At 68.1% G+C, this 10354-nt stretch carries 10 protein-coding genes and 1 pseudogene; 3 read left to right on the top strand and 8 right to left on the bottom strand.

Annotation, left to right across the window (positions count from 1 at the left end):
- Positions 1-167: 167 nt before the first annotated feature.
- Positions 168-455 carry a 2-oxo acid dehydrogenase subunit E2 gene (locus tag VF794_RS41540; protein WP_331119579.1) on the top strand — a complete coding sequence of 96 codons (288 nt, stop codon included), beginning with the start codon at positions 168-170 and terminating at the stop codon, positions 453-455.
- 3 nt (positions 456-458) lie between these two features.
- Here the strand turns inward: VF794_RS41540 and VF794_RS41535 are convergent, their stop codons facing one another.
- From VF794_RS41535 to yedA, 6 genes are all read right to left on the bottom strand, one after another.
- Positions 459-791, bottom strand: a complete 333-nt coding sequence (locus tag VF794_RS41535) for a hypothetical protein (protein WP_331119577.1) — start codon at positions 789-791, stop codon at positions 459-461.
- Positions 792-819: 28 nt separating this feature from the next.
- Positions 820-1503 carry a retron system putative HNH endonuclease gene (locus VF794_RS41845; protein WP_414641029.1) on the bottom strand — a complete coding sequence of 228 codons (684 nt, stop codon included), beginning with the start codon at positions 1501-1503 and terminating at the stop codon, positions 820-822.
- Positions 1478-2767: an AAA family ATPase gene (locus VF794_RS41530; RefSeq protein ID WP_331119575.1), complete on the bottom strand. Its 1290-nt coding sequence runs from the start codon at positions 2765-2767 to the stop codon at positions 1478-1480. The genes VF794_RS41845 and VF794_RS41530 overlap by 26 nt, the downstream gene beginning before the upstream one ends.
- 94 nt (positions 2768-2861) lie before the next feature.
- Positions 2862-4253 (bottom strand): DUF2314 domain-containing protein, encoded by a 1392-nt coding sequence (locus tag VF794_RS41525; RefSeq protein WP_331119573.1) that lies wholly within the window; start codon positions 4251-4253, stop codon positions 2862-2864.
- 134 nt (positions 4254-4387) lie between these two features.
- Positions 4388-5809: a type I glutamate--ammonia ligase gene (gene glnA, locus VF794_RS41520; protein WP_331119571.1), complete on the bottom strand. Its 1422-nt coding sequence runs from the start codon at positions 5807-5809 to the stop codon at positions 4388-4390.
- Between the two features lie 172 nt (positions 5810-5981).
- Positions 5982-6956 carry a drug/metabolite exporter YedA gene (yedA, locus tag VF794_RS41515; RefSeq protein ID WP_331119569.1) on the bottom strand — a complete coding sequence of 325 codons (975 nt, stop codon included), beginning with the start codon at positions 6954-6956 and terminating at the stop codon, positions 5982-5984.
- A gap of 383 nt (positions 6957-7339) precedes the next feature.
- Between yedA and hrcA the strand changes: the two genes are divergently transcribed.
- Complete coding sequence (gene hrcA / locus VF794_RS41510) at positions 7340-8371, top strand: heat-inducible transcriptional repressor HrcA (protein WP_331119567.1); 1032 nt, start codon at positions 7340-7342, stop codon at positions 8369-8371.
- A 31-nt stretch (positions 8372-8402) separates the two neighbouring features.
- Here the strand turns inward: hrcA and VF794_RS41505 are convergent, their stop codons facing one another.
- The gene (locus tag VF794_RS41505; protein ID WP_331119565.1) at positions 8403-8558 is read right to left on the bottom strand and encodes a hypothetical protein; all 156 of its coding nucleotides are present in this window, start codon (positions 8556-8558) and stop codon (positions 8403-8405) included.
- A gap of 73 nt (positions 8559-8631) precedes the next feature.
- On the opposite strand from VF794_RS41505, the gene VF794_RS41500 reads away from it, so the two are divergent.
- On the top strand, positions 8632-10077 hold the full coding sequence (locus tag VF794_RS41500) for an ATP-binding protein (protein ID WP_331119563.1): 1446 nt from the start codon (positions 8632-8634) through the stop codon (positions 10075-10077).
- A gap of 19 nt (positions 10078-10096) precedes the next feature.
- On the opposite strand, the pseudogene VF794_RS41495 reads toward VF794_RS41500, so the two are convergent.
- Positions 10097-10354: pseudogene (locus VF794_RS41495) on the bottom strand (lipid kinase); the annotation flags it as partial.

The following is a 10354-nucleotide window of genomic DNA, read 5'->3' as shown; positions in this document are numbered from 1 at the left end:
GCGCACGGGCCAGCGCCTCACGGTGACGCACCTGGTGGCCAAGGCCGCGGCGGATGCGCTGCGGCACTACCCCGAGGCCAATGCCCTCCTGCGCTGGAACCGGCTCTGGCTGCGCAAGCGGGTGAGCGTCTGCGTCCTCGTTCAACGTGGACCTCCAGTGGTTGGGCATGCCGAAGGACCCGTTCGGCTCCGTCGCGGTGTCCAACGTGGGCACGCTCGGGCTGGAGCGCGCGTTCCTGGCCATGGTGCCCTACACGCGGGTGGCCTTCTACCTCGCCCCCGGTGCGGTGCGAGAGGAGCCCGTCCTGGAGGGAGGCACCCTCGTGCCTGGCAAGCTGATGGCGCTCTCCTGCACCTTCGACGTGCGTGTCATCGACCCCGAGCTGGCCTCGCGGGTCCTGCACCACATCGGCGCCGCGCTGGAGGACCCCGCGTCCGCCTGGGGTCCTCCCTGAACTTCAGCGCGAGCCCTCGAACCACGCGGCATAGGGGGTGTTGCGGACGAGGTGCCGGTTGAAGTCCGGGGCGCCGTCCATCCACCACGGAGGCCCCCGCTCCCCGAGCGCCACCTTCGCGCGGTGGACCCGTGCTCTCGCCTCCCGCTCCGCCTCCCGGTCGCCCGAGCGGAGGGCACGCCCCACGTCTCGTCGCGCATGCATCAGCGCCTCCACCAGCAGCGCGCGCTGGGTGGTGCCGAGCGCCGGGTTGGAGCGCCGCCACAGCCGCCCCTTCACCACGAGGTAGCGCCCGTCCGGTGTGGTGGGCGGCGTTGCCTTCGGCTTTGGGTCCATGGAAAACGTTTCGAACAGGGGAGCCACATCAACGCCTCGACGCCTCACCCTGCTCGTCTCCCGGTGGGAGCGGGGGAGGGGGCAAATAGGCCGAGAGTATCTGCACGACTGCGCTCGCGAAGGGCGTGTGCTTGCCCTCCGTGTCCCGAGAGTCGATAACAGTGATGAACTGTCGGATCTCCTCGTCATTGGCCGCTTCGTCCAAGAGCGCTAGCGCTCCGTCGATTGCCGCGCGCCTCATCGCAACGAGCTTCGGGATATCGAGCCCCAGGGTCTTGACGGCGTTCCGCGCTTGAGCGGCTCGAGGGGGTTCCTGGCTCGGGAGGATTCCGCCTGCACTGTCGAAGACGAAGAATTCTCGGCAATCGTGCATGAGGGGATGCACGTCGATAGTCACATCTCCCTTGATGTGCCCGCAGTGAGCAGGCGCCTTGGGCAACTCGCCCTGACAAGAGGCCAGGAAATTGGTGAATTCCAGCGCCAGATGCGGAGCGGAGTGGCGTGACTGAAGGTGCTCGATGTGGGAACTCCGAGCGTCCACTCGCTGCTCGCAGTAGCAGCAAACGAAGCCTTGAGCCCGCAGGAGCGTCGCCAGAACCGCGGGTTTCTCCGGACGCTGGAAGTTGTCCCAACTTGGCGCCCAATCCGCGGAGGCCTGGGCCTTCCAGGCAGTGAGAGAGGGGGGCTCAGCGCTGCGGACGATGGGGCGCACCGACGAGCATCTCCTTGCGACGAATGAGCACGTCAGCCCTGGCGAAGTTTGGCTCGTCGGAACCGATCTCCTCTTCCAACGCTTGCCGGAGCGCTTTGGCCTCATCGAGATTGCCTTCATCAATGAGACGGAAGAACCGCTGCAACTGCTCCTTGATGCGCGTGGGCCGTTCGTCCACACCCATCAGGTCCTCCAGAATGCGGTTGCTGTCTCGCCCGAAGGACGATTCAGGGCGCGTCGCCTGGATCTCACCGTCCTTGCGCTCCAAGAGGTAGATGCACTCCGGCTTCACCTCACTGATGACCTGGGGGGAGTGCGTGGTGACGATGAACTGGCACTGAGGAAAGGTGCGCTCGAGCGCGGGCAGTAGCCGCCGTTGCCAGCGTGGATGCAGGTGGAGATCCACTTCATCGATCAGCACCACTCCACTGCCCGAACAGGGGTTTTCCGCTCCCGGGTTCGCCAGAGAGAGCCGGCGCGACAAATCAGCCACCAGGGCCAGCAGTGACTTCTCCCCGGAGGAAAGTTGATCCACGTCAAGAACCTCGTCGCCCTTGCGAATGGACATGCGCTTGTTCTGCCGCTCGATTCGCAATTCGGAGAACCCCTCCATCAACGTGTCGACGGACCTGCGCACGGCCGCGAGTTGTGGATCCACGAACTGGGGCTCACCCCGCGCGCGTCGTTCGTTCTCGATGTCCTCGTGTTCGCGGAACCATTCGAAAAACGGTTGGAAGTCGCGCGGATCCGCGGGCAGCGCTCTGTGGTAGGCGTCGAGCAGGGAACCCATGAACCCACTGAAAGCGTCATCCTTGGGCCTGAAGTCCCAGGAGAGGTCACCGCGCGTCGTGGTGTAGTGCACCACGACGGGAACCGACAGTGTCTCCCCTCCCTGGGCCTTCTTCATCAACGTCGCTACGTAGCCTTTGAGCTGTGCCAGCGCATCGGGGTACTTGACTGTGAACCACACGGAACGCGTGGCCATCATGCCCCAGGACAAGCGCTGGTTTTCGATGGTGAGAGCAAGCTTCAGTGCTACCTCGCTCGTGTCATTCCGGATGTCCGTAAGGCTTATTGGGAGCCGCTGAGACGGGGCTTGCAAGAGCTCGTAGGCGAAAAGCAGGAGCAGGCTTCGCAGAGCGTCGAGGATGGCGGACTTGCCGACGCCGTTGATGCCGACCAGCACCGTTGTTCGGCCCGAGAATTCCAGCTCGAGGTGGCGAATGCCTCGGAAGTTGTTCAGCTCCAGTCGTTCGACGTGCATTCCCCGGCTCCTCGATGAGCTTCTGCTTCGCGATCTCCACTTATGCCAAGAGGGCGAGGGCGGCACGAGGTACTTGCTCCCTCGCCTGGTGTCCCTACCGGCCCTGTTCCTCCCGGCGCATGAGGATGGTGCTGCTCTCCCCGCCCTCGCGCGTGCCGGTGGGGCTCACGTAGAGGTAGTCCTGCACCTCCGACTCCGCCACGTCCACCGGCGAGCCCCGGCGCAGGCGGCTCACGTTGAAAGGCTCGTTGGCCAGCGTCCCCTTCAGCCGGTCCTTCTCCCACACGACGACCTCCATCCACATGTACTCGAGGTTGTCGTCGTCCGTGCGGAAGCCCGCCTTCACCAGGAGCACCTCGGGCGGATGAATTCCCTTCGTGATGCGCGGGCGCAGCTCGTTGAGCCGGGCGCGCGCCTTGCGGGCCACGGCCTCCAGCTCCGGGTCTCCCGGGGGCGCGGCGGTGAGGCTGTCGGGCTTCTTGCCGAACAACGCATCGAGCGCCGCCAGTTGCCGCGCATGTGCTGAACCGCTCCCCGGGAAGGCGATCTCCAACAGCGGGTTCTCCGGGTCTCCACTGTCGCGGCGGCCCTCGATGGCCCACAGCTTCGCGTTCCGCTTCGCCGTCTTCGGGTCATCCGCGGTGACCATGCGCTGCACCTTGGCGTCCTTCACGCGCGTCAGGTCCACCGCCAGCTCTCCGTTCGCCGACACCCCGAGCCCCTCGGCCAGCAGCTGCGCCACGCCGTTGACGAGCTTCCCCATGTCGCTCGTCATCGAGCCCGGCACCTGCTCCACCACCAGGTCCGGCAGGCCCAGCTTCACCATGCCGAGCGTGATCATCCGCTGGGCTCCGCCGTCCGCGTACACGTGCATCGTGATGTGCGAGGGCAGCGAGGGCACTCCGCCGCTCCAGCCGTCCACCCGTGTCTCCTTCCAGCTCCTGGGCGAGAAGTACTCGCGCGTCTCGGCGTCCCACAGGAGGGCCTTCTGCTCGGCCGCGAGCTGGTGCGAGAAGCGCATGGCCGCCAGCAGCGACTCGTGGCGCTTCGCGAACGGGATGTGGAAGTTCAGCGCCGTCGCGTGCTTCGCTCCCGCCAGGCGCTTGCGCTCCTCCGGCTCCACCTTCCGGGCGAAGTAGCGCAGGTGGTCCTCGTCGATCGGGTCCAGCTTGTCCTGCGACACCGCCTCCACGACGACCTCGGGTGTCGGCGCGCCGGACTTCCACGCGCCGCTCAGCTCCTTGTACTTCGCCGCCAGCAGCTTGTTCGCCTCGGCCACCACGTCGCCCTTCGGCGCCGTCGGGTGGAACAGCAGCACCGAGTAGTAGAGCTCCGCGCTGTGCAGCACCTGCTGGGGGAAGGGTGTTCCCGGGGCCTTGGCGGGGGCGGCGGCCTTGGGGCTCGGCTCGGCCGCGTGCGCCAGGAGGGGCAGGAACAACAGCAGGAGGGCGAGCAGCCGTGTCATGGGTGCGCGATGCGAGGACATGAGAGGACTCCGGGGGCGGGGAGGATTCGCGCGCAGTATCCCGGTTCACCGCTCGGGTGTCAGGGCCAGAAATGACCACGGGGCACACCCGGTGTCTCCGGATGCGCCCCGTACGGTGGGAGCCCCTGGGCTCCTCAGATGTCGAAGTAGAGCTGGTACTCCATCGGGTGCGGACGCAGGCGGATGGCGTCCACCTCCTTCTGCTTCTGCTCGATCCAGCTCTGCAGCGCGTCCTCGCTGAACACGTCCCCCTTCAGCAGGAACTTGTGGTCCTTCTTCAGGCAGTCCAGCGCCTCCTCCAGCGAGCCCGGCATCTTCGGCACGTCCTTGAGTTCCTCCGGCGACAGCCCATAGATGTCCTTGTCCAGCGGCTCGCCCGGGTCGATCTTGTTCTCGATGCCGTCCAGGCCCGCCATCAGCTGCGCCGCGAACGCCAGGTACGGGTTGCAGCTCGGATCCGGCGAGCGGAACTCCAGCCGCTTGGCCTTCGGGCTCGCGCTGAACATGGGAATCCGGATGGACGCGCTGCGGTTGCGGCTCGAGTACGCCAGGTTCACCGGCGCCTCGTAGCCCGGCACCAGCCGCTTGTACGAGTTGTTCGTCGGGTTGCACAGCGCCGCCAGCGCCCGCGCGTGCTTCAGGATGCCGCCGATGTAGTGCAGCGCCATCTCGCTCATGCCCGCATAGCCGTCACCCGCGAACAGCGGCTTGCCGCCCTTCCACAGCGACTGGTGCGTGTGCATGCCGCTGCCGTTGTCCCCGTAGAGCGGCTTGGGCATGAACGTCACCGCCTTGCCGTACCTCGCGGCCACGTTCTTCAGCACGTACTTGAACCACATCAGGTTGTCCGCCGTCTTCACCAGCGTGTCGAAGCGGAAGTCGATCTCCGACTGGCCCGCCGTCGCCACCTCGTGGTGCTGGCGCTCCACCGTGATGCCCACGTCGCCCAGCAGCTTGCACATCTCGTCGCGCATGTCGTTGTGCGCGTCCGTCGGTGCCAGCGCGTTGTAGCCGTCCTTGAAGCCCGGCTTGTAGCCCAGGTTGCCGCCCGCCTCCTCGCGGCCCGTGTTCCACGCGCCCTCGATGGAGTCCACCTCGAAGAACATGTGGTGCGGCTCGGTGCTGTAGCGCACCCCGTCGAAGATGAAGAACTCCGCCTCCGGTCCGAAGAACGCCGTGTCCGCCAGGCCCGTGCTCTTGAGGTACTTCTCCGCGCGCATCGCGATGTTGCGCGGATCCCGCATGTACTGCTCCTTCGTGATGGGATCGCTCACGTTGCACAGCAGCACCAGCGTCGGCGCCTGCGTGAACGGATCCATCACCGCGGTGCTCGGGTCCGGAATCACCAACATGTCGGAGTTGTGGATCTCCAACCACCCCTTGATGGACGAGCCGTCGAAGCCCAGGCCCTCCTCGAAGACCCCCTCGTTCAGCTCGTGCAGCGGTACCGCGAAATGGCGCCAGCGGCCGATGAAGTCGATGAAACGCAGGCTCACCATCTGCGCGCCCTGCTCCTTCGCGAGCGCCAGCACGTCCTTCGCCGTCTTGGTGGTCATCGTGTCCGGAATCCTTTCCTGCCAGGGGGTACCGTCAGAGCGTCGCGCACACTAGGAACGCGCCCCAGGGGAGGAAAGAGGCTGCTGCGCTCGGCACGACACTCCACCCGCGCGCCCAGCGGTATGCGCGGGTGTCACGTCATCGTGGCGACACTCGGGGAGCCCTGGAGGCTCAGCGCTTCGCGCGGGTGAGCAGCACCACGGCGCCGAGGATGGCGCCCATGGCGAGGAAGCCCCAGGTGCTCAGCGACTCGCCGGCCAGGAAGGTGCCGAGCAGCACGGCCACCATCGGGTTGACGTAGGCGTAGCTGGTGGCGAGCGCGGGCCGAGCGTTGCGCAGCAGGTAGCCATAGGCGCTGAAGGCCACGAGCGAGCCGAAGAAGACGAGGTAGAAGAAGGCGAGCAGGGCGCGCGGGGCCGGCGGGGCGCTGAAGTGCTCCCCCAGGCCGAAGCTGAGCAGCAGGAAGAGGGCGCCACCGGGGAGCATCTGCGTCGCCGTGGACATGAGCCCCTGGGCCAGCGGCAGCCGGCGCGTCCACATGGAGCCGAAGGCCCAGCTCACCGGGCTCACCAACAGGGCGACGACGGCCCACGGGTTGCCCCGCATGTCGCTGCCGAGGTTGAGCAGCACGAGGCCGCAGAAGCCGATGCCCAGGCCCCAGCGCTCGGCGCGTCCGGGCCACTGGCCGAAGAGGCCCCCGAAGAGCGAGGCCCACAGCGGCACGCTGCCTACCACGAGCGCGGCCACGCCCGAGGGCACGTACTGCTGCGCGAAGACGACGCCCCCATTGCCCACCACCAGCAGGAGGAATCCGATGAGGGTGCCCGCGGCCCACTGGCGCGCCGACGGGTTGGCGTGCCCGCGCAGCCGCAGCACCGTGTAGAGGATGAGGCCCGCCAGCGAGAAGCGCAGCCCCGCCATGAGGAAGGGCGGGAAGCCTCCCTGGAGCGCCCAGCGGATGGCCAGGTACGTCGAGCCCCACACGATGTAGAGCGCGAAGAGGCAGAAGAGGAGCAGCCCGCGGCTCGTGGCCTCGGGCGCGACGACCACGGGCGCGGGGACCGTGAGCGTGTTGCTGGGGAGCGGGGGAGCCGCGGGGGGCGCGACCGCGGGCGTCGGAGCGGGGACGGAACGGAGAGCGGACAAGGCGGTCGCGCTTTTAACGCCGTGGTGCTCGCCGGGCGAGGTGTTCCTTGGCCCGCCCCCAAGGGCGAGGACCATGCGGGCAGGCTTGCCCTGGGGTTCCTTTGAGCACCGCCGAGACTTCAGGACAGTGTTCGCGCGTGGAGCGTGGGCCCTATCTATCAGTCGTGGGGCCCCGAGAGATGTGGGGAGTCAGGGGAGGGGTGTATGATGGAAGGGGAGCGTTCCTCGCGCGAACCCTGGACGGCCTCCAGACGTGCGCCATGCCAGGCTGCTCCCTGACCGACGGGGGATTGAACCGTTCCCTCCCCCTTCTTAAGCTTTCAGTGCATTCTCGATGCCTTCGTCGACCGTGGACGAAGCTCGATTGGGGAGTGTGAGCAGAGATGTCAGAGGAGCTGGGTGAGCGCGAGAAGGAAGTCCTCCGCGCCGTCGTACAAGAGTACATCACCACGGGTGGCCCGGTCGGCAGCCAACACCTCGCGCGCAAGCCCGAGTTCGACGTGTCCTCGGCCACGTTGCGCAACGTGCTGGCGGACCTGGAGGAGCTGGGTTTCCTGGAGAAGCCGCACACCTCCGCGGGTCGTGTACCGACGGACAGGGGCTATCGCTTCTACGTGGACACCATGGTGCGGTTGAAGGACCCCGCGCCGCGGGACCGCGAGCTCATCCACGCCGGGCTGGCGCACGAGACGGGGCTGGAGGATCTGCTGACGGAGGCCTCGCGGCTGCTGCACTCGCTGACCCGGCACGCGGGGATCGTCGTCACTCCGCGCCCGGACGTGGCCGTCTTCCAGCGGATCGAGCTGTTGCGCCTGCGGGAGGACCGCGTGCTGGCCATCCTGGTGGGGCAGAACGGGCAGGTGCACAACAAGCTCCTGTCGGTGGACTTCCCCCTCACCTCGGACGAGCTGCTCAAGGCGAGCAACTACCTGTCCGAGCTGCTGCACGAGGTGACGCTGGAGGAGGCGCGCGAGCGCATCCGGGCCGAGCTGGATCAGGACCAGATGCTCTACAACGCGCTGACGGCCAAGGCGCTGAAGCTGGGCGCGGCGGCCACGGCGCTGCAGGAGGGCGAGCGGGTGCTCATCGAGGGCACGGGCTCGTTCCTGGAGCAGCCCGAGTTCGCGGACGTGGAGCGCATGCGGGCGCTCTTCAAGACGCTGGGGGAGAAGCACAAGCTGCTGGCGCTGCTGGACCGGGTGCAGCGGGCGCGCGAGATGCAGATCTTCATCGGCACCGAGAGCGAGTTCTCCTCGGCGGGCGACGTGACGGTCATCGCGAGCCCCTACGGGAGCCGGGAGCAGGTGCTGGGCACGGTGGGCGTCATCGGGCCCACGCGGATGAACTACCAGCGCATCATCCCGCTGGTGAACTTCACGGCCCACGCGCTCTCCATCGCGCTCGACAAGGCCTGAGCCCCGCGCCCGCTCTCGAGGAGCCCGCGGTTCAGCTCGTCAGGTTCTCCCGCACGTCGCTTCGTTGGGCATCCACTACCGAATGGAGCACTCGCTCCGCTGCTTCGTGGGCGGCCTCGTCCCCGACCCAGATGAGGTAGCGGATGACCACCACCAGATGCTCGGAGCCGTCGGGGGCGGCCTGCACCTGCTCGATGTGCGCAGGAAGAGACTCGCGGCCGGAGCTGTTTTCAGGTGTTCCCCGTGCTCGGAGAGTCTTGATGCGCCAGTCCCGGAACGGTCGTGCGGAGTGGTTCGAGTTGTCGGAGGAAGGCTGGCGGCGCTCCAACCGCGCCCGGCCGCTCGGCCAACTCGTGCGCGAGGCGCTGCAGAATGCCTTCGACCAACGCGCGCGCCGGGTGAAGGTGCGCCTGGCGGAGGACGAGGTCCGCATCGAGGACGATGCACCCGCGGGACTCGCGCGCGACGAGTTCGCCTTCACCGTCTTCCTCGGGGAGAAGGACACGCCGCCCACGTGGCGAGGGCGCAAGGGCCGGGGTTTGAAGGAGATGATCGCCGCGAGCGACCGCGCCGAGGTGGAGACGGTGGGCCGTACGCTCGTCTTCGACGACTCGGGGCGCAACGTGAAGGCCAACACGCGCCTGGTGGGCACGTGCCTGCGGCTCTTCCGCCGCACGAGCGCCAGCGAGCGCGAGGCCGCGCTCCAGTTGCTGCGCCTCACCATTCCCCCGCCGGGGGTGGAGCTGGTCATCAACGGACGAGGGGTGCGGCCTCCACGGTTCAAGGACTCGCTGGAGGAGTGCCCCCTGGAGACGGTGGAGCTGCACCGGGGGGTGGAGCGGTTCGTCGAGCGGCCCGCGCGGGTGGACCTCTACCACGTGCGTCCCGGGGAGACGCCGCACCTCTTCGAGCTGGGGCTGCCGGTGGAGCCGCACCACCTGCCGTGGCACGTGGACGTACAGCAGCGCATTCCGCTGGCGGCCGAGCGCGATGCGGCGAGGGACCCGTACAAGCGCGTGCTCGCGGCCATCCTGCTCGAGTCGCTGGCGCCCGTGCTGAGCCGCCAGGAGCTGTCGGGGGCGTGGGTGACGGAGGTGCTGGCGCACTTCACCCTGGGCGAGGAGGCGCTCCAGGCCTACGTGGCGAAGGTGCTGCCGGCGCGGGCGGTGCTGGCCGTGGGGCCGCGCGCGGATGACCGGGCGCGGCAGCTCGGGGCGAAGGTGGTGGATCTGCGGGGGATGCCGGACTCGGCGCTGGCGCAGCTCGAGACGGTGGTGGAGTCCGCGGACGCCTACGTGGAGCGGATGGAGGGCCCGCCGCGGGACACCGTGGTGAAGCCCGGGGCACGGGCCGAGCGCTTCGTGGGGCTGGTGCGTTGCCTGTCGCGAGAACTCATCGGGCAGGAGGTGGGCGTGGAGTTCTTCGAGCGCAAGGTGCGCGACCCGAGCGCCCATGTGGAGGCGGAGTACGACCGCGAGCGGCGCGTGCTGCGGGTGAACATGCGGGGACAGGTGCGGCTGGAGGATCCGCTGGAGTCGCGCACACTCGGCATCATCCTGCATGAGCTGGCGCACGAGGCGGGAGACGAGCACGACTTCGCCTTCATCGACCGGCTGGAGGCCTTCGCTGGCAAGGCGCTGCGCTGTCTGGTGGACCGGCCCGACCTGCTGGCCCCCTACGCGAGCCCGAAGAAGCGGGCCGGTTAGCGAGGGCGCCCTCCCGAGCTCAGTGGGTGGTGGGCGCGGGGGCGTAGACGCGCAGGGCCGCGGGGGCGAGCTCGAAGCGGACCGGAGTCCGGCCGATGAGCTCCCCGTCGGCGTTGATGTCCTGCGGTGGCTCGGCGTCCACGTGCAGGTGCGCGGAGCTCACGGAGGTGACGGCCGGGTGGCTCACGTGCTCGCCCCGGCGCAGGGACAGCGCGATGCGCGCCAGGGTGGACATGTCCTGCATGTGCCCCAGCCCGGTGCCCTCACGTCCGGATTC

The organism is Archangium sp., from assembly GCF_036389735.1.
Lineage (GTDB): Bacteria > Myxococcota > Myxococcia > Myxococcales > Myxococcaceae > Archangium.
This window is presented reverse-complemented; position numbering and strand designations above follow the sequence as displayed.

Bases quoted from the DNA above. Each gene is read 5' to 3' on its own strand.
- VF794_RS41535 (WP_331119577.1), bottom strand. From the start codon at position 791: ATGGACCCAAAGCCGAAGGCAACGCCGCCCACCACACCGGACGGGCGC.
- VF794_RS41500 (WP_331119563.1), top strand. From the start codon at position 8,632: ATGCGCCAGTCCCGGAACGGTCGTGCGGAGTGGTTCGAGTTGTCGGAG.
- hrcA (WP_331119567.1), top strand. From the start codon at position 7,340: ATGTCAGAGGAGCTGGGTGAGCGCGAGAAGGAAGTCCTCCGCGCCGTC.
- VF794_RS41525 (WP_331119573.1), bottom strand. From the start codon at position 4,253: ATGTCCTCGCATCGCGCACCCATGACACGGCTGCTCGCCCTCCTGCTG.
- VF794_RS41540 (WP_331119579.1), top strand. From the start codon at position 168: ATGCCGAAGGACCCGTTCGGCTCCGTCGCGGTGTCCAACGTGGGCACG.
- VF794_RS41530 (WP_331119575.1), bottom strand. From the start codon at position 2,767: ATGCACGTCGAACGACTGGAGCTGAACAACTTCCGAGGCATTCGCCAC.
- glnA (WP_331119571.1), bottom strand. From the start codon at position 5,809: ATGACCACCAAGACGGCGAAGGACGTGCTGGCGCTCGCGAAGGAGCAG.